The following is a 23,705-nucleotide window of genomic DNA, read 5'->3' on the forward strand; positions in this document are numbered from 1 at the left end:
TTCGCTCTAAACGAGGTAAGGCGTGATATCGACTTCGTCGATCTGTTCTGGCTGCATAAATCGTTGTGCATATTCAAGATGCAAGCCTTCACTGAGAAATAGTGAGAATATCTCAGGATCGATATGCTGATCTTTGATCATAAAGCCCATAATTTTGATCGCTTCAGACAGCGTTTTGCCTTTTTTGTACGGCCGATCTATGGCGGTTAATGCTTCAAAAATATCGGCAATTGCCATCATCCGTGCTGGGTAACTCATTTCGTCGCGTTTCAGACGTTTTGGATAACCCGTGCCATCCATTTTTTCATGATGGCCTCCGGCGATTTCTGGCACGCGGCGTAAATGGCGGGGGAACGGTAGTTTTTCCAGCATGATAATGGTTTGGATAATGTGCTCATTAATCTTGTATCTTTCTTCTTCTGATAGGGTACCTCGCGCTACGCTAAGGTTATAAAGTTCTCCACGGTTATACATGTGTTCAGGAGTTTTAACCTTAAAGCCCCAAGGATTATCTTCGGCGAGTTTATCGCGTTCGCTGCGAATCAAAATATGCTCTGGTTTGTCGGCAAGTAGTGCTTCAATAACGGGCAGCGGCGCTTCAGCTTCGCGTGCTTTGCGCTCTTTTTCTTCATGCGCAATGCCGATTCGGTCGGGGAGGGTGCGCAGCCACGTGCGGCTGGCAATTTGTTTGAGTTTCTCTAATTTCTCTGGCGCCATCAATTCACCGCCTTCATTGCACGTCGCAATAAAGCTAAATTCATCATCGAGCGTGGCCAATTCTTGCGCCAATTGCGTTTTGAGTGCATTCGCATCGCCGCCTTCTGCAATGCCTTGCCAGCAGCGAATTTCGGCATCGCGTTTGAGTACTTCAAAGCGCATGCGGATTTCATGAATCCGGTCGTAGAGTGTTTCGAGTTTGGTGGCTTTGTCGACGACATATTCTGGCGTCGTCACTTTGCCGCAATCGTGCAGCCATGCGGCGATGTGTAATTCTTCCCACTGTTCTTCACTGAGTACAAAATCGGCAAATGGCCCTGTGGTTTGCGTTTGCGCTGCGCGCGCCAACATCTTGGTGAGCTCTGGCACTCGTTGGCAATGGCCGCCGGTATACGGGCTTTTGGCGTCAATGGCGCCGGCAATCAGCTGGATAAATGCTTCGAGCAAGATTTTTTGTTCATTCACCAGCCTTTGTGTATCCACAGCCACTGCAGCGGTGGCGGCAATGGTTTGTACGAAAGCGAGTAAATCGGCACTGGGTTTGCGTGATTCATCAATCAGCAGCGCTAAGGCACCAACCAAGGTGCCGTCGCGATTACGTAAAGGCAGAGTGAGTTGGGTAAAATTTTTCTCTGTTGCGGGGAGTAGTGGAAATGCGTGGTGGAAGGTATCGGGGGACACCGAGCGGAGCACTTCATCATTGCGCAAAGCTTGGGCTACGATGTGCTCACCGTTTAAATCAATGGTGGCCACGTGTTCAGGGCTAGTTTGCGCCTTGCTTTGCCAAAAATATTGTGCAGCTTCTAGGTAATGACCATCATCATGGTGAATATAAATAACGCCGCCCTCAGCTAGGCTCACTGCCCCTAATTCATCCAAAATACGAGCGAGTAAACGCCCGAAGTTTGATTCGGCTGCGAGCGCTTGCGAAAGCTCCATAAAGCGATGGATCGTCGTTTTCATGTCTCCCAAACTACTGGCCAAACGTGCGATTTCGGAGATATTCGTTTCAACTTGGACTGGATCATCAAATTGAAATTGCTCGATTTTTTGGATTTCTTCGGTTAATGCATTGATGGGATTGGATGCCTTTCGTGCTAGCCAAATCGCGACCAGAACGCCGAGCACAATCAGCAAGAGTGACATCAGCAGACTGCGATTACGTTCTTCGATCGCGGCTGCCAGTAGTTCTCGATGTGGCACCGCCATCACTAGCTGCATCTGGCTCATATTCGGCAGCTGAATTGTCCGTGCGAGTCCTTCCCAAGCTTCGCCATGTTCAGAGGCAAATGTACTGGCATTGTCCGCTTTGCCTTGCGGCATGTTTAAAAATGCTTTTAATACGGGAGCATCGTAAGAAAATAATTTCGGCAAACGTGATTGGCCATCGGCTTCGGTGATGAGTTTAGGCGTGCCACTATGGCTAGCAATCACACGCTCATTGTGGTCGAGTAAGGCCAATCGAGTGTCAGGGGTTACTTGGTGTTGTAAGAGAAATTCATTGATGCGTGCGAGTTGTAAATCACTTCCCGCGACCGCCAATTGATTGCTGGTTTGCTGTGAAAAGGTAATCCCCACCAAGCCGCTGCTCGCAAAGTAATAAGGCTGACCAACGATTAATTGGCCTGGTGTGGCTTTGGCTTTATACCAATCGCGGACGCGTGGATCATATTGATAATTGGGATCAATCCGTTGTTCAATGAGTTTGAGCTGATCGTCATAAAACAAATACTCTCCCCGGATTTGGCCCGCGGGATGGGTGATGCTTTGCACGATCCAGCGAGTACCATTGGGCGGATTAAAGCGTTTTTGTATCGCAGCATGCCCTCGATACATGCTTACCATAAAAAAATCGCCCGTATCATAGCCAATAAATTGAGCTCCGACTGCGGGATTGTTGCTTAAAGAAGTGCTGATAAATCCAAGACTATCTAGCCGTTCGGCTAAGGTTTTGGCATACATCAAGCGCTGTTGCGCCAGTAGTTGGGTGGTGAGCGCGCCGCTTTTATAGATGCCCTCAACCTCTTCAAGCGCTGCTTGGGCCGTGAGGCGAAATTGGCGATCAGCCGACTGTTTCAGAATGACACTCGTGGCTTGGTATTGATTCCAGCCACTGAGCAAAGCAAATCCTAGCAATAGCGCAATAAATAAATATGCGATATGGATATAAAACGGAACTTTATTTTGGCTATTGTGAGGCATGTTCTTCGCTTAACTTGCTTTGATTGGGCAAGTATAGGCGAAGAACATGAATCGCTAGATGAAATGGGAGCCTAGATTACGCTACTGATTCAATTACACACTACGGCGTGAAAACTGGTGGGGTCTAAATCCAAAAAGACCCAAAATGGCAAAATAAACCAAGAGGCCCACCGTGACGAGTGCTGATAAGCGCAGAAGTCGGATTGGCATTGTGCCATGACCCCAGCTCGGCATTAATTGCATGACACCATATAAAGAAAGTGCCATTAGCACTACTGCCAGCAGTAATTTCAATATAAAACGGGTCCAACCCGGTTGCGGGATAAATAAATTTTGTTTTCTTAGCTGGTAATACAACAAGCCGGCATTCGCAATCGCCGCTAAACTAATCGACAAGGCGAGGCCTGTGTGATGCAAAAAAGGAACCAAGATTAAATTCAGACCTTGCGTTACTAGTAGCGAAAACACCGCGATTTTCACCGGCGTTTTTATATTTTTCCGGGCATAAAATGCTGGCGCCAGTGGTTTTATCAAAATGAGACCGGGAATACCGACCGCGTAGGCCATGAGCGCCATTTGTGTCATCTGGGCATCATGTGCAGTAAACTTTCCGTATTGAAATAGCGAAATTGTTAGCGGTTCAGCAATTACTGCGAGTGCCACCGCCGAGGGTAATGCCAGTAACAGCGCTAAGCGTAGACCCCAATCGAGTAATTTTGAATACTCATCGTTGTCGTTTTTCGCTAATGATTTAGAGAGCGAAGGCAGCAAGATTGTTCCTAAAGCCACCCCCAGTAAGCCAGTCGGCAACTCCATCAAACGATCGGCGTAGTAAATCCATGACATTGAGCCAACTACTAATAGCGAAGCCAAGCTTTGGTTGATGATTTGCGAAATCTGGCTGACTGACACCCCTAAAATAGCCGGTCCCATTTGTTTTAATACTCGCCAGACTGCGGGGTCGTTCAAGTTGAGTTTCGGGCGAACCAACATGCCGATTTTTTTCAAGTGCGGTAATTGATAAGCTAATTGAGCCAAACCACCTACGAGCAAGGCCCACGCCATTGCCATGATGGGAGGGTCAAAATAAGGGGCAAAAAACAGCGCAAAAATGATAAATGAGATATTTAGCAGCGTTGGCGTAAACGCTGGCACTGAAAATTTATTCCACGTATTGAGGACTGCGCCAGCCAACGATGATAAGGAAATTAATAAAATGTAGGGAAAGGTGATGCGAAGCAGACCTGTGGTGAGTTCAAACTGGCTCTGGTTTTTGGTAAAACCATGCGCGGTGCTCCAGATAATCCACGGCGCTGTCAAAATTCCGACTAACGTTACAATTGCCAAAATCAGTGTGAGCAGGCCTGCAACGTGGGCCGTGAATGCTTTGGCGGCTTCTTGCCCTTCGATGGTTTTTTTATCTGCCAGTATTGGGACAAACGCCTGAGAAAACGCGCCCTCTGCAAAGATACGTCTTAGTAAATTAGGCAGCCGAAAGGCGGTGACCCAAGCATCCATCGCAGCGCCTGCGCCAAAAATGGTCGCCATAATTGCATCCCGTGCAAAGCCCAGCACGCGTGAAACCAGGGTCATTGAGCTGACTGCAGCTAGTGATCGTAGTAAATTCATTGTTTTTATCCATCCCAGATGGCGCTCATGATAACGCCTACTTGCACTCGGCGTGAAGAAGGCATAAAATTGCCGACTTTCTAGGGTGTGTGTGCTGCCGAAAGTCCGTGTCTCCGGCGAAGCAGTAGACCCGTTTACCCCTTCAGGAGAATTACCATGGCAAATACCGCACAAGCACGCAAACGCGCTCGTCAAGCTGACGCTGCTCGCCTACACAATGGCGCACAACGTTCAGAATTCCGTACTGCAGTTAAAAAAGTACTGAAAGCGATCGCGGCTGGCGATAAAGCGGCTGCTGCAGCTGTTTACCAAGAATCTGTTAGCACGATCGACAGCTTGGCTGACAAAAAGATCTACCACAAGAACAAAGCAGCTCGTCATAAGAGCCGTTTGTCTGCTGCGATCAAAGCAATGGCTGCTGCCTAAGCTTTGTAGTAACAGGTTCTAAAGCAAAATAACCCGCCTCAAGCGGGTTTTTTTGTATCTGTTACTTTGGGAAATGAAGTGTTCGTACAAAAGTTATCTGGTAAAGCGAAATAACGATGCGAGAAGACCTTAGCTAAATCGTGCCGAGGAAAGCCGAAAGCTTTGCATAATCCGCCAATACGCAGGCTCATCGAGGACGTAAATCCGGCCATCAGGCGCTTCGTGCGGCGCAATATCGACTGAGATGCGTACGTAACGCCCCGTTTCTTGCCAAATTGCGGCACCAATTCGCTCGACAAACCAGTCCGGGCTTTCATTGGGCTTGAGTTCGGCTTCATGGCGCACTTCTAATAAAATCACTTGTTCCGCGAGCGCTTGGCGACGCACCCAAGAGGGCATGCACCACGCGCGTTTGATCGCCAGTAGGCTACGCTCGGCCTCGGCGGGCGAAATGGGCGCTATGCTCAGTTGTAAACGATAAGTCGTCGACATATTGTCATCCCAAAGTCGCAGAAGTCAGGTATAAAATACTGAATTAGACTTCAATCAATGGACGGCCAAGGGTATTTCTACTCCCCGTCACCCAGATTCGTATGCTAGGCTTAAAGTCTGTTGATGCAAGGTTGGCGACTGAAAACGGCTCACCAACAGACCTTTAGCGTTTGACCGAATGTAATGGAATTCATTATGAACGAGAGTAGCGAATTAAGCACCCGTCCTAAAGTGTTAATTGTGGATGATTCGCGGATTGTCCGCGCAACGGTCAAAAAACATTTATCTGAGCATTTTGATATTGTAGAAGAGGCTGATGGCGAAGCGGGCTGGAAGCGTTTGCTGGCCGATACGACCATCAACTTAATGGTTTCTGACTTGACCATGCCCGAGCTGGATGGTCTGGGCTTGTTGGCGCGTGTACGTAGCTCGGGCGATGAGCGTTTGCATTATTTGCCGATTATTATTATTTCGGGTGAAGAAGACGAGTCGACCAAATTACGCTGCGTTGAATGTGGCGCGAATGATTTCATTACTAAATCGACCGATCGAACCGAGATGCTGGCGCGGGTCAAAGCTAATCTGGAGTTAGCGGCGACTCGGCGTGAATTGGCTGAATCGCGTGCAGTGCAAGTGCAATCCACGACCGATGAGCTGACCGGGGTCGCTAGTCCGCATTTATTGGATTTGCAGCTCAATCAAGCGCTGGCTTTTGCGTTGCGCCACAATAGTGAAGTGACTTTGCTGTTGCTGGAAGTCAATCATCATCAAGCACTCAATGATAAATTGGGCGAAAAATTGTACGGCCAAATGCTGGGCTTGCTTGCGAAATTGCTTGAGGGCAAATTGCGTAAAGAAGATACCTTGGCGCATTTGGCCGGGCCGATGTTTGCGATTGTATCTCCGGCAACGCCACTGACTGAGGCGCGGATTGTTGCTGAGCGCTTGCGAAATAGTATCGCGAATGCGCGGATTAACTTCCGCGGCACCCAACTGCGGGTGAGTGCGAGTATTGCAGTGGCCAATTCATGGCACGATGACGCGCAATCGTCAGAGCGTATGATGATGATTGCACAAGATCGGCTGTATGCGACGCCGATGGATAATCAGGTCTTTATGCCGGAAATGAATACCGCGCTTGCGCCAACACCATTAATTGCCGAAGCGTTAGTGATGTTGCATAAAGGCATGGGGCAAGAGTTGCAGCCGCATTTATTGGCTTTAATGCGAAATTTGCAGCCTTTATTGGCGATGGCCAATCAAGAATTAAATTTGGATTGGGATTTATCGCGGCTCGATCATCACTGATTTGAGTTGCAATTGTTAAAAAGCACAGCATCAAAATTGCTGTGCTTTTTTATTGGGTATGCCTTGCTGGCCTTTATTAAGCATTGCTTTGATGTAGATACATCATGTTTTGTTCGTTGCGGTTGTAAAAGCGTTGTTCGATAAACAAGGCATTCCCTGCTTGACGCTTGGCCATGTGTTTCGCGGCGCAGGCCGTGTTGGCGACTTCATGATGTGTATTGTAATCACTGGCAATAATTTGCGCCGCCCCCATTGAAATTGAGACTAAAGGATGCTGCGCCATTTCGCCTTGGCGATTGTGCGCGGCATAGCCTTGTTCCGCCAAATGGTTGGGGCTGAAAAAATCGCATAAGTGCTGCTCAAACTCACTTAAGATTGCCTCACAACGGCTCTGCCAATCTGGGGAACGGAGTAATAAGATAAAGTCGTCTCCGCCAACATGGCCGACAAAATCTAATTGTGGCTCAGTATTACGCTGCAACAGGTTGCCACAAAATTGTAGCAACTCATCGCCACGGGCGTAACCATAGACATCGTTGTAAGGTTTGAAATGATCTAAATCGACGTAGACGACCGTGAAATTGAGCTGTTCAACCAGCAGCTGGGTAATGGCATCTTGAATCGGTGCATTGCCAGGTAGTCCGGTGAGTGGGTTAGCGTGGCGTGCCGCGCTAATTTGTAAAGCCGTCATCGCTCGGATCAGATCACGGCCAGTGCCCATGCCTAGATAGTGGCCTTGCTCGGTCAAAATAAAGCCGTCATTCAGATCGCCGCGCTCACACGAGGTGATTAAACGCGCTAATTCAGTCAGGCTAGTGGCTTGTTCCACAATCAGTGGATTGCGATCCATTTGGGTGGCACAACTGCGTGAGCCAAATAATTCTCGGCTAAATGGCCGCGAAAATAACTCTAATAAATCACTTCGTTTGATCAGCCCTATGGGCTTATTGTTTTCAACAACCGGAATCGCGGCTAGGTCGGTTTGTGCGGAAAGGCGTCGCCAGATGGCTTCATTACTATCGGTCGGGCTGGCGCTCGGGATGTGCTTCAATAAGGCGCCAGCATGATTGCTGTGCTGATCAATCGTGAGTGGCGTTTGGGTTTGTAGCGTCGGTAGTTTGATTTTTGCTAGCGGCTGAGTGTTCGGGTAGCCAATCAAATAGCCTTGTGCCAAGTTGATGCCAATTCGTTGAATGACTTCGAGCTCTGCGACCGATTCAATCCCTTCAGCAATTACGCAGGTACCAGTGTGCAGGGCAATGTGTTGGATGGAGCGAACAAATTGGCGTTTTTGTGGGTCAGAGCCAATTCCTTGGATAAAGTATTTGTCGATTTTGACAAAGTCGGGTTTGAGTTCAGACCAAAGTCTTAGGCTTGAAAAACCTTCTCCTAAATCATCTAATGCAATTTTAAATCCCATCTCACGGTAGTGTTTGAGTGCATCAGCTAGCAGATTGTAATCCGTGGTCGCTTGAGTTTCGGTGAGCTCAATGACGACTCGGTGGGGATCTAAGCCGACTTCCTTAAGGTAGGCCAAGGTGGCACCGGGTCGAAATGACGGTTGCATTAAGCTGGTTGGGCAAATATTGAGAAATAATTTACCCGGTAAATTTCGCTCAACAAAAGTTTTAATAATCACTTTACGGCAGGCAATGTCTAGCTCGACTAGTTGATTACAACGCTCTGCCGTCTGGAATAAATTGATGGGCGAATGTAAAAAATGGGCGGAAGGCCCTCGAATCAGCCCTTCAAAGCCATACGCTTGCTCATGATTGAGCGCTGCAATGGGTTGAAAAAGCGCTGTCAGTTGCTGTTGCTGAATGATTTGCCCGAGCTCGGCGCAGTAAGGGTCGGAAGTGCAAACAGAAGACATACAAACTCGGAAAGGCTTAGATAGCTTCGTAAGGTAACAGTGTAAGATGAATTATTTGTTACAATCGAGTTAAGCTGTGACCGAATTGTTAAAATTTGTTGCAGTGCGAGAGTGATGCCGCCTAGATTTAGACTGCCGCTGAAATTAGTAGTGCCACTTTCAGCGGCAGCGTCCTTAGCGCGTAAAGCGTTGGGTGATAGGCATACGCCAATCTTTACCAAACGAGCGTTGGGTAATTCGTGGGCCAACCGGTGCTTGGCGGCGTTTGTATTCGTTGATTTTCAGTAAGCGCACGACCTTATGGACATCCGCTTCGGCGTAGCCAAGTTGGATAATGTCGGCGATGCTTAAGTTATCCTCAACGTAGGCAGCTAAAATCGCATCGAGCACCTCGTATTCTGGCAGACTGTCTTGGTCTTTTTGGTCGGGACGCAATTCGGCTGACGGTGGGCGGGTGATGATGCGCTCTGGAATCACCACGCCTTGTTCATTACGCCAATTGCTGAGGCGATACACCAGCGTTTTGGCAATATCTTTGAGTACCGCAAAGCCGCCAGCCATATCGCCATACAGTGTTGCGTAGCCGGTGGTCATTTCTGATTTGTTACCCGTGGTGAGTACCAGCTTGCCGCCCTTATTAGATAAAGCCATCAGAAGCATACCCCGGATACGGCTTTGCAGATTCTCTTCGGTAGTATCCATCTCGGTGCCAGCAAATTCTGGTGCAAGGCCTGCCATCATCGCTTCGTAGATGGGCCAAATTTCAATTTCTGAATATTGGCAGCCCAAGATTTCAATCATTTCCCGCGAGTCATTCACCGAAATATCGGCGGTATAACGCGAAGGCATCATCACCGCATGGACTTTATCGGCACCAAGTGCGTCAACCGCAATCGCCAAAGTGAGCGCCGAATCAATGCCGCCAGAGAGGCCAAGCAAGACGCCGGGGAAACGGTTTTTGCCAATATAGTCTTTCACGCCTTGCACCAAAGCGCCGTAGATGCTGGCTTCAAGCGATTCGTCTGGCGTGATATCACCGATTTGCAAATCGCCATTTTGATAGTCAACATAACCGATGACGCTTTGGTACGCAGGGAGTTGCAGCGCTAAAGCGCCAGCTTTATTGATGGCAAATGAATGACCATCAAAAACCAATTCATCCTGCCCACCGACCAAATTGCAATACACCACTGGCATGTCGTTTTCATCGACGCGTTGGCGGGCTACATCGCGGCGCTTGCTTTGTTTAGCTTGGTGATACGGTGAGGCATTGAGCGCTAATAATAGATCCGCACCTTCGTCACGCGCGGCTGCAGCGGGTTCGGTATCCCATAAATCTTCACAAATCGCGATGCCGATATTGACACCGTTTTGCTCGAATACCAGCGGTACGGCGCCGGGCGTAAAGTAGCGGACTTCGTCGAAAACAGCATTGTTTGGCAATAATAATTTGTCGTAACGGCCTAGAAAATGGCCGTCACGAATCACGCAGGCTGAATTGAAGATCTCATCGCCACTCACTGATGGATAGCCCAGTACCAAGGTGATGCCATCCAATTCGTCGATAAATCGGGCGATTTTCTCGCGGCATTGCTGCAAAAAAGCAGGGCGCAAGAGTAAATCTTCCGGTGGATAACCAGTGAGCGCTAGTTCTGGAGTGAGCAGAATTTCGGCACCGTTGGCGGCGGCTTCACGCGCTGCCGCTAAAATAAGCTCGGTGTTGCCGTCGAGGTCACCAACAATAGGGTTGATCTGTGCAAGGGCGATTTTCATGGGCGGCAACTAATCAGCGAAGGAAAAGCGATATTTTAACGTTATGCGCTGCGCTGTGTGCGCAAAATCACGCCTGTGCGATTTGTTACGAATGGTGTGGATGAGCGCAGGCTACAATAAGCGTTTATTTCACTCCGTGTTCAAGCCTTGCTTTGCTATGAATCAAGCTAAAATCGCGCATTATCAGCTGCAATCTCGCCTTGGTCAGGGCGCGATGGGCGTGGTGTTTCGGGCGCGAGATGAGCGGCTTGAGCGAGAAGTCGCACTGAAGTTATTGCAAGTGTCGTTGGATAGTGCTGAGGCCACCGATTACGCCGCACGCTTGCTGCAAGAGGCGCGCTCGGCTGCACGCTTGAATCATCCTGGCATTATCACCGTGTTTGATTGCGGAGAATGGCGCGGCAAGCCTTATCTCGCGATGGAGTTGGTGCAAGGGATTAGCTTAAAACAGGTGCTGGACAAGCACGGTACTTTGTCGATTCGAGACCTGATTCGCATCGCCAAGCAGATGTTTTCCGCTTTAGCACACGCGCATCAGCATGATGTGGTGCATCGTGATATAAAGCCTGCCAATTTGATGCTGACCAAAGATGGGCGTGTAAAAATTACCGACTTTGGGATTGCCCAGCTACCTGCGAGTGATTTAACCCGAACTGGAACGATACTCGGTTCCCCGCGTTATATGTCGCCCGAGCAACTCGCCGGAAGCAAGCTCGATGGTCGCGCGGATATTTATTCGGCGGGTGTGGTGTTGTATCAAGCTCTGACTGGCAGGCTGCCGTTTGATGGCGAAACCACGATGAATATTGTCTTTCACATCTTGCATTCTCAGCCGGTCGATCCACGTGAGCTGGATTCCGCGGTGCCGTCTTGGTTGGCCGAGGTGATTTTGCGCTGTCTGGCGAAAAAAAGAGAAGATCGATTTGCTTCGGCTGATGAGGTGCTGCAGACGATTCAGTCCGCTGGTGCTGAGCCACTACCGCAGCAGAAAGCGAGCCATGCCACTATGGCGGATCCCGCCGTCGAGCCTTCGCCAGTTGCGGATGAAGTCCAGCCGAAAGACACACCGATTTACAGTTGGCTGCAGCAAACCGGGGTGACGCTGCTTTGGCTGCTGCAAGAAAGTGGTTTGATTTTACAAAAAATTGCCCGTCGGCTTTGGCCGTGGCTACGTCGTATTGCCGCGCTGATTCAACAGTGGGCGCCGATTGTTATGGCGCAGCTATTACTCGGGTGGCAAAAGCTTAGGCCGATTTTGGTCGCCTGGCTGCTGCAGGCAAAACGTTGGTTTTTAGCACAACCAAGAAAAGTACAGGTATCAATTGTTGGCTTGGGTGCAGCGGGTTTGTTGTACTTGATGTGGCCTAATCCAGAAAGTGAAATCGCTGCGGCAACGATTACATGGAGTGATCCTCATCAATCCGAGCGGGTCGTGCCGCAGAGTGCCCAACCGATGGCCACACCAGTTGTGGAGACTGAGCCTGCGCCGACGCAGGAAAGTGATGTTGAGCATCAGCCACAACCGCCGGCGCACAGTGAAACGCAGTCGAAGCCAAAACGGAGTGAGACTGGTTTGAATTCCGGCTTGCAACACTTTGGCAAGGCTATCGATTCTGCGGTGACTGGTTTGGTCGATTGCATTCATGGTAAAACCACGTGCCCAACTCCGACTCCTGAGCAGCCACGGCGAGGTGGTGGTTAAAGAAGTAAAAGCGGCCAAGCTGGATTATCGTGCTTTGCGATGTTACTGCGATTACTTTCGGTTGAGCACTTTGCATGAGTTTTTTTGTTCGGGGAGTGTGGATGGTTTTACTCTTGGCAGGCATAGATTTGCAGCGAGCTTGAAATTTTGGCTTACGCACACTAGAAAAATGACAGAAGAGAGTGTGACTAGCCAATACGATTCGGTATGGAGCGGTGCATTCTTACTTGATTTAAGTGAGCGCCAAGATGCAATTCGACGAAATCCAAGCAGTGCACTTCAATACACTTTCTCGCACCCCATTTCCGCATGTTTTACTTGAACAAGCCTTGTTGCAGCTCGGCGGCGGCGGCGTTGATGGTAGCAAATACGCTAAACAGGTACTGGCCGCAGCTGGGTGGCGGCACGCCAGTGTCGTGTCTTATGGCAAGTACCCCGAAGAGGCCGCAACGGCGTTTAATAAAATACGGGCGGTACTGGCCAACAATGAAGATCCAACGGCGCTGATCGAGTTATTGAGCAAGCGCTAAGTCAGTGAATCAAGCCGATGGCGCGTAACCATTGATGAATAATTTCACCGCACTGGCTACTTGCAGATCAATTTCATCCTGAGTTGGATTACCGACAGACAGCTGCATGCGGCGGATAATCCCCGCATCGCAGAGAGCCATAAACTGCTCAGCGGCCAGTTTGGGATGTGGGATGTTTAATTGGCCTGCTTGATCTAATTTCGTTAAATACTCAGCCAATACACTCATCGACAAGGCTGGGCCAGTTGATTCAATTAACTGCCCCAGTTGTGGAAATTGCATGACTTCAGCCAGCACGATTCGAAATAATCGCTGCTGATCTTCATGCAGCAACCCTTCCAAGCATTGACTGCCAAATTGGGTCAATACATTTTCAATCGGCGCCGCCATCAGATCAGCCGCATTCGGTAGTTGTGCCTCGCAGTCACATTCACCCGTTACTAGCGCGACAAATAAAATCTCTTTGCTAGGAAAGTAATTGTAAATGGTGCCTTTAGATACGCCAGCCGCTTTGGCGATTTTCTCGACGCTGGTGCTGGCAAACCCGTGCTCCATAAACATAGCTCGTGCGCCGCTAAGAATCTGCGCGCGCTTGGTATCTGTGAGTTTGCTACTTGCTGCGTTCATAAGCTTTCCAAATTTAATGCGTAATACATATTGACCGAACCGTTCGGTCAGTTTAGCATCCCAATCACTGATTTTCTAGTTTCAATGATCATTCGTGGTGATAAGTCGTTGGTTTCATGTTGATGGAGCTATCGTCTCACGATGAAAAATTGTGGATCGTGCCAATGGCTTCTTTTTGTAACGCACCGAGGGGAACGCATCGCTTATGCGCTACCGTTTAAAACTATTGCTGATTGCAGTCTCGACTGCATTAAGTGCCTGCGCGGTCAATTTACCGCAACCAGATGCCGCTCAACTTGTGCCACAAGAACCAAGTTGGCAGGCTGCTACGCCAAGCGCGGTGCGTCTGGCGGAACAAAAAGCGTGGTGGGGCGCTTGGCAAGATCCAGTTCTGGACACCTTACTCAATGCAGCGCAACAAGCCAATCCAACGCTTGAATTTGCTCAGGCGCGAATCCGTGAAGCCCGCGCCAAAGCGTATTCGGCCAAGTCCTATTTGTGGCCGACGATTGGGGCGACCGCCACAGGTACTCGCAGTCAAAACGAGCTGGTGTCGTCACCGAGTTACATCACCAACAACGGGTCGGTCGGCTTGGATGCCAGCTGGGAGATCGATCTGTGGGGCGGTATTCGCGCTGCTGAGCAAGGCTTGCTGGCCAATATGCAGGCGCGTGAAGTCGAGTGGCACGATGCGCAAGTGAGTGTTGCTGCCGAAGTTGCCAACGCCTATGTCGCGCTGCGCGCCTATCAAGCGATGGCAGATATTGTCGCTGCGGATTTGGAATCGCGAAATCGTAGCTTGCAACTCACGCAGGATAAAGCCAGCGTTGGCTTAGCCAGTCCGGTTGATGTGGCTTTGGCGGACGCGAGTAGTGCCGACTCCGTCGCGCAGTTGGCAGAGATGCAAGAAGGTATCGATAGCTCGATTAAAGCGCTGGTCGCGGTGACGGGCTTGAGTGAGCGAGAAGTGCGTGCACAAATTAGCCAAGGAGCACGGCAATTGCCGCAACCACTGGGTTTTACGGTGACTTCACTGCCAGCTGAAGTGATTACACAGCGGCATGATATTCGCGTCGAGGCAGAAAAAGTCAAAGCCGCAGCGGCTGATGTCGGGATTGCTAAAGTGGCGCGATTGCCCTCGCTGAGCTTATTCGGTGCGATTAGTGTCGGTCGCCAAGAGACCAGTAGCTTAGAGCTCAATGGTAATACCTGGTCGTTTGGTCCAACCGTGAAGCTGCCGATTTTTAATGCAGGGCGTTTAAAGTCGGAAGAAGAAGCCGCGCAAGCCCGCTTTGAGCAAGCTGTTGCGATGTATCAACAGCAAGTACGCTTTGCAGTGCGTGAAGTCGAGCAAACGATGGTGAAGCTCAATAGTAGCAATCAGCGGGTGGCAGCAACCTTGCGCTCAGTGGCGGGCTATCAAAAGCAGCAAGATGCCACCAATGCGATGTGGAAAGCCGGTAGCGCTAGCTTGTTTGATTTGGAAATTTCGCGCCGCTTTTTATTGACGGCGCAAACCAAGCAAATTTCGTTGCAGCGCGAGCAATTAGCGCTATGGATTGCATTGTACAAGGCGGTGGGTGGCGAATGGCCGCAACATCCCGTGAATCAATAATGTTTTATGTGATGTATATAGCTATAGCCATTATTAAATAATGGCTACAAGAACATACTGGAGTAGTGTAATGAATCAATTTCTGGATAAGCTGCCATTTCATCGCAATACGATTTTCAAAGCACTGCTGGTGGCTTTTGTCGCCAGCATTGCTGTGTCGACGATGGTCGTGCAGGCTGATAGCAAAGAGAAAAAAACGGAAGCCGCCAAGCCTGTACTGTCGGTGAGCTTGGTCAAGCCCAAAACGATTGAATGGGCGCAAACCGTTGCGGCCAACGGCAATGTCGTGGCGTGGCAAGAGTCGCTGATTGGTATCGAATTGGGGGGCGTGCGTTTGGTCGAGCTCAATGCACAAGTCGGCGATGCGGTGAAAAAAGGCCAACTATTGGCGCGCTTTAACGATGAAACGGTACAAGCTGAAGTGGCGCAAGCCAAAGCGACGTTGGCTGAGACAGAAGCCGCCTTGGCTGAAGCCAAGCAAAATGCTGATCGCGTACGCCAATTAGGTAATACCGGCGCGATGTCTGAGCAACAAATGACCGAAGCCTATACCAAAGAACTCACCGCCAAAGCGCGCGTGCAATCGGCAAAAGCGCAATTGAGTAGCGCGCAGGTTCGGCTAGGGCAGACGCGAATTGTCGCGCCCGATGACGGCATTATTTCGGCGCGTAGTGCGTCGCTGGGGGCTGTTAGCCAGCCGGGGCAAGAGTTGTTTCGCTTGGTGCGACAAGGCCGCTTGGAATGGCAGGCCGAAGTTACCGCTGCAGAAAGTGCTCGTATAAAAGCAGGTCAAGCGGTAACACTGACATTGCCGACGGGCAAAGTGCTGCAAGGCACGGTGCGCAAAATAGCGCCAACAGCGGATATGAAAACGCGCAATGTCTTGGTGTACGTCGATTTAAAAAATAGCGATACGGGGCTGAGCGAGGCCAAACCTGGCATGTTTGCTAAAGGCAGTATTGCTGTCGGTAAGGGCAAAGCGCTGGCAGTGCCTGGTAGCGCGGTGCTGCTGCGGGATGGATTTGCCAATGTGTTTGTGTTGCAGCCGGGTAATAAAGTGAAGCAAGTGCGCGTTAAATTGGGTCGTCAAGCTGATGGCATGATGGAAGTGGAAGGCATCACCGCTGAGCAGCAAATCGTGGCCAGCGGTGCAGGCTTCCTTGCCGACGGTGACGTGGTTCGCGTTGTGGATAAAAAGTGAGGTGTTAGCCGTGAGGGGTAAGGTGTTCCCCCTCCCGCCGCATGCTTTACTCCTCACAATTATCAAGGACTAAAAATGAATTTCTCTGCTTGGTCGATTAAGAATCCGATTCCGGCCATTATGTTGTTTGTGCTGTTGTCTTTGGGCGGTGTGATGTCGTTCCATAAGATGAAAGTGCAGGACTTTCCTGATATTGAATTACCTATGGTGACGGTCACCGCGGTGCTCGATGGTGCCGCGCCGGCACAGCTGGAAACCGAAGTCGCTCGAAAACTAGAAAACTCGGTATCCGCCTTGCAAGGCGTGAAGCACGTTTATAGCAATATCAGCGATGGCGTGGTCAGCATGACCGTTGAGTTTGTACTGGAAAAATCAATTAATGACGCGGTGGACGATGTACGCAATGCGGTCTCCAACGTGCGTAGTGAGCTGCCTGCTGATTTAAAAGACCCGGTTATTGGTAAGGTGGAGTTTTCTGGCGTGCCGTTTCTGGTGTACACGGTCGCCGATCCGCAGCTTGATGAAGAGCAATTGTCTTGGTTGGTCGACAATAAAATTACCCGGGTAATTCGGGCGATTCCTGGCGTGGGGCAAGTGGCGCGTGTGGGCGGGGTGACGCGGCAAGTGCGGATTGAGCTTGATCCTGAACGCATGGCAGCCTTGGGCGTGAGTAGTAGTGATATTTCTCGCCAATTAGCACGTACGCAACGCGACGCATCTGGCGGCCGTGCTGATTTGGGCGGCGCGGAGCAGGCGCTACGCACGATTGCCACGGTGCAATCCACCGCCGAACTTGCTAAAACCGAATTGGCTTTATCTGATGGTCGCCGTATTCGTTTAGATCAAATTGCCACTATTGAAGACACCATTGCTGAGCGTCGCTCGATTGCTCAGCTAGATGGCAAGCCTGTTGTCGGGTTTGAAATTACCCGTTCACGCGGCGCAGGCGAAACCGAAGTGGCAGCAGCAGTTCGTGATGCCTTGGCTAAGTTGAAACAAGAGAATCCTGGTCTGGTTTTAACCAATGCCTACGATATGGCTGCGCCAGTGCAGGAAGAGTTTGATGGCTCGATGGGACTGCTGTACGAAGGCGCATTACTTGCGGTGATTGTGGTTTGGTTTTTCTTGCGAGATTGGCGTGCCACCTTGGTATCAGCCGCAGCCTTACCACTATCGATTTTGCCAACCTTTATTGGTATGTATTTATTTGGCTTTACGCTCAATACGGTGACTTTATTGTCGCTGGCGCTGGTAGTCGGGATTTTGGTCGACGATGCGATTGTTGAAATTGAAAACATCGTTCGCCATTTACGAATGGGCAAAACGCCGTATCAAGCGGCAATGGAAGCCGCCGATGAAATCGGCATGGCGGTGATTGCGACCACTTTGGCCTTGGTGGCGGTGTTTTTACCAACGGCATTTATGAGCGGCATTCCGGGTAAGTTCTTTCATCCGTTTGGCTGGACTGCGGCGATGGCGGTGTTAGCGTCTTTATTGGTGGCACGCTTGCTGACGCCGATGATGGCGGCGTATTTGCTCAAACCGATTGTTGGTACCGAAAAAGAAGGCAAGCTTAAAGAGAAATACTTAGCGTGCGCGGCATGGTGCTTGAATCACCGCAAAACCACGGCGTTTTTGTCTTTGGTGTTTTTTGTCGGCGCCTTAGCACTGGTGCCTTTGTTACCTAAAGGCTTTGTGCCACCGGATGATCGATCGCAAACCTTGGTAAAAATCGAATTACCGCCGGGCGCAACCTTGCAAGAAACCTTTGCTGCGGCCGATCAAGCGCGACTCATTTTGGCTAAAAATCCCTACATTACGCGGATTTATACTGCGGTTGGCGATGGCAAGGCGGGGTCTGATCCTTTTGCGGGCGGTAGTAGTGGCGTGAATAAAGCGAATCTCACGTTGACGCTGGCGCCGCGCGAAGAGCGTAGCCAGAAAAAAACCGAAATTGAAAGAGACTTGCGTATTGCTTTGCAAGCCATTCCAGGTGCTCGGGTGACGGTGGGATTGGGGCAAAGTGGTGAAAAGCTGCAAATGATTGTGAAGTCGGATGACCCTGATGCGTTGATGTTTGCCGCAAAAGCGATTGAGCAAGATTTGCGTACGCTGCAGGGCGTGGGAGCAATTACTTCCAGTGCGAGTTTGGTGCGACCTGAATTGATTATTCGCCCAGATATGAGCCGAGCAGCCGATATGGGGGTAACGGCGGTGGCGATTGCCGACACCATCCGGATTGCGACGGTCGGCGATTTTGATACGGCCTTGGCCAAACTCAACCTACCCGAACGCCAAGTGCCGATTGTGGTGCGTTTGCCGGATTCATTTCGTACCGACTTAGAACAGATCAAGCGTTTGCGTGTGCCATCGAGCTATGGCGAGGTGATGTTGGGACAAGTTGCAGATATTGAAATTGCCAGCGGGCCTAGCCTGATTAGCCGTTACGATAGAGCACGGAATGTGATTTTCGATGTCGAACTGAATGGTCGTCCATTAGGAGAAGTCAGTGCTGAAGCGGATCAATTGCCTTCGCTAAAAAATCTACCGTCTGGTGTGACACGTGCTGAGTTTGGTGATGCGGAAGAAATGGTGAAACTCTTTGCGAGTTTTGGCTTGGCGATGCTGACCGGTGTGTTGTGTATTTATATGGTGCTGGTGCTGCTATTCCGCCAATTTATGCAGCCGGTGACGATTTTGTTTGCGCTGTTGTTGTCATTCCCGGGCGCATTTTTGGCCTTGTTTATCGCGCAGAGTTCATTCTCGATGCCGTCACTGATTGGCTTGGTGATGCTGATGGGGATTGCCGCGAAAAACTCAATCTTGCTGGTCGAGTATGCAATTGTTGCGCGCCGTGACGGCATGAGTCGTTTTGATGCACTGATGGATGCGGGGCGCAAACGGGCTCGTCCGATTGTGATGACAACCATTGCGATGGGCGCGGGCATGTTGCCGATTGCAGCTGGTTGGGGTGTTGATTCTAGCTTCCGTGCACCAATGGCGATTGCGGTCATCGGCGGTTTGATTACGTCAACGTTCTTGAGCTTGCTGGTGATTCCGGTGGTGTTTACTTTTGTTGATGACTTGGTGCAGTGGGTGATGAAACTGGGGAAGAAAAAACAGCTTAGCTAATAGGTATTGCTTACTAAGATAAACAAAGCCTTGCTTAGGGGGTGATACCTGAAGCAAGGCTTTTTATATTTTTGCGGCGTAGCTACGAATAGCGCAGCGTATTCGTACGTATGCCGCCGTTGAAATTACATATTTGTGCGACGCTGCGTAGCTTCCGATTAGGTAACGCCAATCGGAAGTTATGGTGTGATGTATATCCTTCTAAGCTTTGCTGGGTAAGTTTTATATGGATATACCAATAAAAAACCCCGCTATAAAGCGGGGCTGAGTTGATGCAGAATACGTTTTATTTAGTCAATTCAAGCAATTTGTCGAATGCTTCGTCAAATTGTTTTAAGCCTTCTTGCTGCAATTGTTCGCCAGCCAAATTGTAGTTGATGCCCAAGTTGCGTACTGCTACCAAGGTCGCAACCGCTTCTGCCGCGCCAGTTTCTAATGTCGCAGCGGCTTTACCGTGGTCACGGAATAGCGCCAGCGTTGCATCAGGAACGGTATTTACGGTTTCTGGTCCGATCAATTCTTCAACGTACATCACGTCGTTGTAGGCTTTGTTTTTCGTGCCAGTAGAGGCCCACAATAGGCGTTGTGGATGTGCGCCCAATGCTTTCAATGCAGCGAAACGGCTACCGTGGAACAAGGTTTTGTAATGTTGTTGGTACGCTACTTTGACAAATGACAGCGCCACTTTGCCGCGCAATGCCAATGCTTCTGGTGTGCCAATCGCTTCCAATTGTGGATCGATCAAGCTATCCACACGTGACAAGAAGACCGATGCCACTGCGTGTACGCGATCCACTGGCAAGCCCGCAGCTGCGCGTGCTTCCAGACCGCGGATGTAAGCGGTCAAGATGTTGTCGACGTGAGTCAAGTTGAACATCAAAGTCACGTTCACGTTGATGCCTGAAGTGATCAATTCTTCGAAGGCAATCACGCCAGCTGGCGTTGCTGGGACTTTAATCATCAAGTTTGGACGATTAATTTCTGCCCACAGACGTTTGGCATTATCAATCGTGCCTTTCGCGTCGTTCGCTAGCGTTGGCGATACTTCCAAGCTCACGTAGCCGTCAACACCGTTGGTTTCGTCGTAGATGGAGCGAGTGAGGTCGCAAGTGGCTTGAATGTCCGGCACCACCAAAGCTTCGTAGCGTTGTTCTGCAGTCAAGTCTTGTTTTTTCAGTTCTGCCAAGTCGCCAGTGTAAAGCGGGTCAGAAGAGATTGATTTGTAGAAAATCGCTGGATTTGAAGTCACGCCAGCAATGGCGTCTTCTTTCAGAATTTTTGCCAGCTCACCCGAAGCGATGAGGCCGCGCGAAAGATTGTCCAACCAGATGCTTTGACCGAAAGGTTTAATTGCCGCAATTTTGCTCATAGTTTCATACGCCTGTGTGAGTGGGTAATAAATGATCTTGGGGCATTATGTATCAACATCAAGGGTGCAGGTTTGTGTTTGCACAAACTGTCGTGATTTCTGCCCCACGTCTATGCCCAGTATGATGGCATAAAAAAACACGAAGGCGTTTGCGATTCGTGTTTTTGTGAGGATTGAAGATTGGCATTTATTCCAAAATCCGTGGTGCGGGGAATTTGACGGCAAATTCAGTGCCTTCACCAAGCCGCGATTCCACCGCCATCGTGGCTTGGTGGCGATTTAGAATGTGCTTCACAATCGCCAAGCCTAGACCAGTGCCGCCAGTGCTGCGTGAGCGACCGCGATCGACGCGGTAGAAGCGCTCGGTCAGCCGTGGCACATGCTCTGGTGCAATTCCGATGCCGGTGTCTTTGACGATAAAGCACACTTCATCACCGCGTTTTTGCCACGCCAAGCTAATACTGCCGCCAGCAGGCGTGTAGCGAACTGCATTAGAAACTAAATTACCGAGCGCAGAATGCAGCTCATCGTGGTTGCCGATTAAACGCTGGCGATCAATCGCGGCAATGCTAATGCTGTGCCGTCCTTGTGAAAGGCCTTCAGCTTCGATGCGTAGCAGTTGCATCATTTGTGGAATATCGACTTCTTCTTCTTTCAATTGCTGACCATTTTCCAGTCGCGACAGCGTGAGCAAATCGTCGACCAAACGCTGCATACGCTGCGTTTGTTCGTACATTAACTGCATGTGTTGATCGCGGGTTTTTTGGTCGATGTCTGGAAGATCGATCATCGTTTCGATAAAACCGCCGACTACGGTCAGTGGCGTGCGCAACTCATGCGATACATTGGCGACAAAATCGCGATGTACCGTTTGTACTCGGTCGAGCTGGGTAATGTCGCGGCTGAGTAATAATTTGCGGGTTGAATCAAATGGCACCATTTGCACCGACAGCACTTGTTCTTGCGGGCGCATGGTGCGTAGCGTGACCGGATGGCTAAAATCTTGCTCTTTCAAATATTCGCGTAATGCAGGGTGGCGCAATAGATTGGTAATTTGCTGACCGGAATCGGTTTTTCGGTTTAAGCCCAAATGAATTTGGCTGGCGGGATTACACCATTCAATCCGATCGTATTCATCCAAAATGACCACGCCGTCTGGGAGTGCTTCTGCGGCAGACAGAAAGCGATCCAGCGTATTCGCGAGACGATCTTTGGATTTTTGTTGAGTACGAATTTGTTCATACAATTGATCGAAAACATCTTGCCAGAGCATAAAGCTACTGGGTACCGTGTTGATATCTGGCTTTTTGAGCCAAGTATTTAGGCGATTCAAATTAATTAAGTGATAGACCGTGGCGACGCCAAGCAGCGAGACGGCAAAGATTAATCCATCATTCGCACTACCAATCGCGCTAATAAATAGTGCGATCAATGCCAGCAAGGAATAAAAAAGAATCGAGCGTAGCCAAAACATGGACGGCCTTTGGTGAAACGAAAAATAAACCCTGCTCTGTAATCAGACAAAAGTTCCCGCACTGCGTTGGTTCGCCGTGCGGTACAAATTGTACTCTCGTCGGCTTCACCACCTTGCGCGAAAACTGTTGGTCAGTGACTGATCAGCCGAAGTTTCCTTCGGCAGAGAGCAGGGAGGTATTGCGATACTGCAAATTAATTGACCGACAAACGATAACCAGAGCCGCGAATGGTTTGGATTAAATTATCATGCCCTGTGCTTTCTAATGATGAACGCAAACGGCGAATATGAACGTCAACAGTGCGCTCTTCAACAAAAACATGGTCGCCCCACACTTGATCGAGCAAATGGGCGCGTGAATGCACGCGTTCTGGATGCGTCATAAAAAAATGCAGTAGGCGAAATTCTGTCGGCCCTAAATCAAGTGGCGCGGAATTACCAAATACCCGGTGGGTAACTGGGTCAAGACGCAGACCTTTGATTTCCACTGGATCATCAGTCACCTGTGGTGCGCGGCGACGCAGCACGGCTTTAATCCGTGCTTGCAGTTCACGCGGGCTAAAGGGCTTGGTGATGTAATCATCGGCGCCTGTTTCTAAGCCGACAATTTTATCTTGTTCGTCTGAACGCGCCGTGAGCATAATCAATGGAATCGACCGGGTGCGTTCATCGGCACGCAGCTTTTTGGCAAAATCAATGCCAGTCATGCCAGGCAGCATCCAGTCAAGCAAAATCAAATCAGGCAAGGCGTTGCGCACGACGTTGCTTGCCGTCTCGGCAGAATCGGCACGAATGATATGATGACCTGCTTGAGACAGATTAAAAGCGATCAGCTCTTGAATTGCAGGTTCGTCTTCAACCAATAAAATGGTGGCTGCCATGGAGTGTTCCTCGCGGAAAAAGTTCAATTATTTTGTTGCGAGAATAAGGCTTTATTGTGAACGTTGTATTACAAGTCTACAGCGTTCCGATATTTATTTTCAATTACTGTAAATAAATGCCGTGTGAATAGGCTAGGGTATGGTTCAAATCGGTGAGGCAGCGGCCTTTGATGGCTCCGTCACGAAGCCGTGAGCCGCCGACTTCTATGATCTGCTTAGCGCAGAAGCTACGAAGCCACTGCAAAGCAGGGTATTATGTGATCTTTGATGATTGCCAGAGTGCGCCATGGCCGGTTTATTACCCACCACCCCGCAGCCGACAGAAATCAAGCTGCATCAAAAATCGAAAATTTTAGAAGTCGCCTACGCCGATGGCGCGCAATTTCAATTGCCTTGTGAATTTTTGCGCGTCTCTAGCCCATCTGCCGAAGTCCGTGGTCACGGCGTTGGCAATGAAGTGCTACAAGTGGGTAAAGCTAACGTCAATATTATTGCAGTTGAGCCAGTGGGCAACTACGCAGTCAAGCTAGTATTTGATGATGGGCATGATTCTGGCTTGTTTTCATGGGAATACCTCTATGAATTGGGGCGTGACTATGATGTGCTTTGGGCTAACTATTTAGCACAACTTGCCGCCGCTGGCGCTTCGCGCGAAGCGAAGTAATTATTTGCAAGTATGTGCTGCTAGATATTGAAAAATAAATGTTGCAAAGAGATACCCGTTCAGTTGATATGTAGCATGATTGAACGAAGA

At 49.8% G+C, this 23,705-nt stretch carries 17 protein-coding genes; 8 read left to right on the forward strand and 9 right to left on the reverse strand.

All coding sequences use genetic code 11. From position 1 onward, the window contains the following. Nucleotides 1–6: 6 nt before the first annotated feature. Both GM173_RS14230 and murJ read right to left on the reverse strand, forming a co-directional pair. A complete protein-coding gene (locus GM173_RS14230; RefSeq protein WP_203572055.1) occupies nt 7–2,919 on the reverse strand; it encodes an HD domain-containing phosphohydrolase in 2,913 nt (970 codons plus the stop codon). Between the two features lie 93 nt (nt 2,920–3,012). Then, complete coding sequence (gene murJ / locus GM173_RS14235; RefSeq protein WP_203572056.1) at nt 3,013–4,548, reverse strand: murein biosynthesis integral membrane protein MurJ; 1,536 nt, start codon at nt 4,546–4,548, stop codon at nt 3,013–3,015. Nucleotides 4,549–4,704: 156 nt separating this feature from the next. Between murJ and rpsT the strand changes: the two genes are divergently transcribed. Beyond that, nucleotides 4,705–4,974 carry a 30S ribosomal protein S20 gene (rpsT, locus tag GM173_RS14240; protein ID WP_203572057.1) on the forward strand — a complete coding sequence of 90 codons (270 nt, stop codon included), beginning with the start codon at nt 4,705–4,707 and terminating at the stop codon, nt 4,972–4,974. Between the two features lie 129 nt (nt 4,975–5,103). On the opposite strand, the gene GM173_RS14245 is transcribed toward rpsT, so the two are convergent. Continuing rightward, nucleotides 5,104–5,466 carry a hypothetical protein gene (locus GM173_RS14245; RefSeq protein ID WP_203572058.1) on the reverse strand — a complete coding sequence of 121 codons (363 nt, stop codon included), beginning with the start codon at nt 5,464–5,466 and terminating at the stop codon, nt 5,104–5,106. Nucleotides 5,467–5,661: 195 nt separating this feature from the next. Here GM173_RS14245 and GM173_RS14250 point away from each other — a divergent pair, with 195 nt between their 5' ends. Next, nucleotides 5,662–6,774 carry a diguanylate cyclase gene (locus GM173_RS14250; protein ID WP_203572059.1) on the forward strand — a complete coding sequence of 371 codons (1,113 nt, stop codon included), beginning with the start codon at nt 5,662–5,664 and terminating at the stop codon, nt 6,772–6,774. A 76-nt stretch (nt 6,775–6,850) separates the two neighbouring features. Here the strand turns inward: GM173_RS14250 and GM173_RS14255 are convergent, their stop codons facing one another. Further along, nucleotides 6,851–8,647, reverse strand: a complete 1,797-nt coding sequence (locus tag GM173_RS14255) for a GGDEF domain-containing protein (RefSeq protein WP_203572060.1) — start codon at nt 8,645–8,647, stop codon at nt 6,851–6,853. A 174-nt stretch (nt 8,648–8,821) separates the two neighbouring features. Next, nucleotides 8,822–10,420, reverse strand: coding sequence for an NAD+ synthase (locus GM173_RS14260; RefSeq protein WP_203572061.1), 1,599 nt, complete (start codon nt 10,418–10,420; stop codon nt 8,822–8,824). A gap of 157 nt (nt 10,421–10,577) precedes the next feature. Here GM173_RS14260 and GM173_RS14265 point away from each other — a divergent pair, with 157 nt between their 5' ends. Both GM173_RS14265 and GM173_RS14270 read left to right on the forward strand, forming a co-directional pair. After that, a complete protein-coding gene (locus GM173_RS14265) occupies nt 10,578–12,122 on the forward strand; it encodes a serine/threonine-protein kinase (RefSeq protein ID WP_203572062.1) in 1,545 nt (514 codons plus the stop codon). Between the two features lie 248 nt (nt 12,123–12,370). Further along, nucleotides 12,371–12,652: a hypothetical protein gene (locus tag GM173_RS14270; RefSeq protein WP_203572063.1), complete on the forward strand. Its 282-nt coding sequence runs from the start codon at nt 12,371–12,373 to the stop codon at nt 12,650–12,652. A 9-nt stretch (nt 12,653–12,661) separates the two neighbouring features. Here the strand turns inward: GM173_RS14270 and GM173_RS14275 are convergent, their stop codons facing one another. Then, nucleotides 12,662–13,279 carry a TetR/AcrR family transcriptional regulator gene (locus tag GM173_RS14275; RefSeq protein ID WP_203572064.1) on the reverse strand — a complete coding sequence of 206 codons (618 nt, stop codon included), beginning with the start codon at nt 13,277–13,279 and terminating at the stop codon, nt 12,662–12,664. A gap of 205 nt (nt 13,280–13,484) precedes the next feature. Between GM173_RS14275 and GM173_RS14280 the strand changes: the two genes are divergently transcribed. The 3 genes from GM173_RS14280 (at nt 13,485) to GM173_RS14290 (ending at nt 19,227) form a co-directional block, all read left to right on the forward strand. After that, nucleotides 13,485–14,894 (forward strand): efflux transporter outer membrane subunit, encoded by a 1,410-nt coding sequence (locus tag GM173_RS14280; protein ID WP_203572065.1) that lies wholly within the window; start codon nt 13,485–13,487, stop codon nt 14,892–14,894. A 70-nt stretch (nt 14,895–14,964) separates the two neighbouring features. Then, nucleotides 14,965–16,095 (forward strand): efflux RND transporter periplasmic adaptor subunit, encoded by a 1,131-nt coding sequence (locus GM173_RS14285; protein ID WP_203572066.1) that lies wholly within the window; start codon nt 14,965–14,967, stop codon nt 16,093–16,095. Nucleotides 16,096–16,170: 75 nt separating this feature from the next. After that, the gene (locus GM173_RS14290; protein WP_203572067.1) at nt 16,171–19,227 is read left to right on the forward strand and encodes an efflux RND transporter permease subunit; all 3,057 of its coding nucleotides are present in this window, start codon (nt 16,171–16,173) and stop codon (nt 19,225–19,227) included. Nucleotides 19,228–19,513: 286 nt separating this feature from the next. On the opposite strand, the gene tal is transcribed toward GM173_RS14290, so the two are convergent. From tal to phoB, 3 genes are all read right to left on the reverse strand, one after another. Then, the gene (gene tal, locus GM173_RS14295) at nt 19,514–20,596 is read right to left on the reverse strand and encodes a transaldolase (protein ID WP_203572068.1); all 1,083 of its coding nucleotides are present in this window, start codon (nt 20,594–20,596) and stop codon (nt 19,514–19,516) included. A 187-nt stretch (nt 20,597–20,783) separates the two neighbouring features. Beyond that, on the reverse strand, nt 20,784–22,070 hold the full coding sequence (gene phoR / locus GM173_RS14300) for a phosphate regulon sensor histidine kinase PhoR (RefSeq protein WP_203572069.1): 1,287 nt from the start codon (nt 22,068–22,070) through the stop codon (nt 20,784–20,786). A 194-nt stretch (nt 22,071–22,264) separates the two neighbouring features. Then, nucleotides 22,265–22,951: a phosphate regulon transcriptional regulator PhoB gene (gene phoB, locus GM173_RS14305; RefSeq protein ID WP_203572070.1), complete on the reverse strand. Its 687-nt coding sequence runs from the start codon at nt 22,949–22,951 to the stop codon at nt 22,265–22,267. Between the two features lie 286 nt (nt 22,952–23,237). Between phoB and GM173_RS14310 the strand changes: the two genes are divergently transcribed. After that, nucleotides 23,238–23,615 carry a gamma-butyrobetaine hydroxylase family protein gene (locus tag GM173_RS14310; RefSeq protein ID WP_203572071.1) on the forward strand — a complete coding sequence of 126 codons (378 nt, stop codon included), beginning with the start codon at nt 23,238–23,240 and terminating at the stop codon, nt 23,613–23,615. Nucleotides 23,616–23,705 lie beyond the last annotated feature (90 nt).

Origin of the sequence: Deefgea chitinilytica, from assembly GCF_016881405.1 — a bacterium.
Taxonomy (GTDB): Bacteria; Pseudomonadota; Gammaproteobacteria; order Burkholderiales; family Chitinibacteraceae; genus Deefgea; species Deefgea chitinilytica.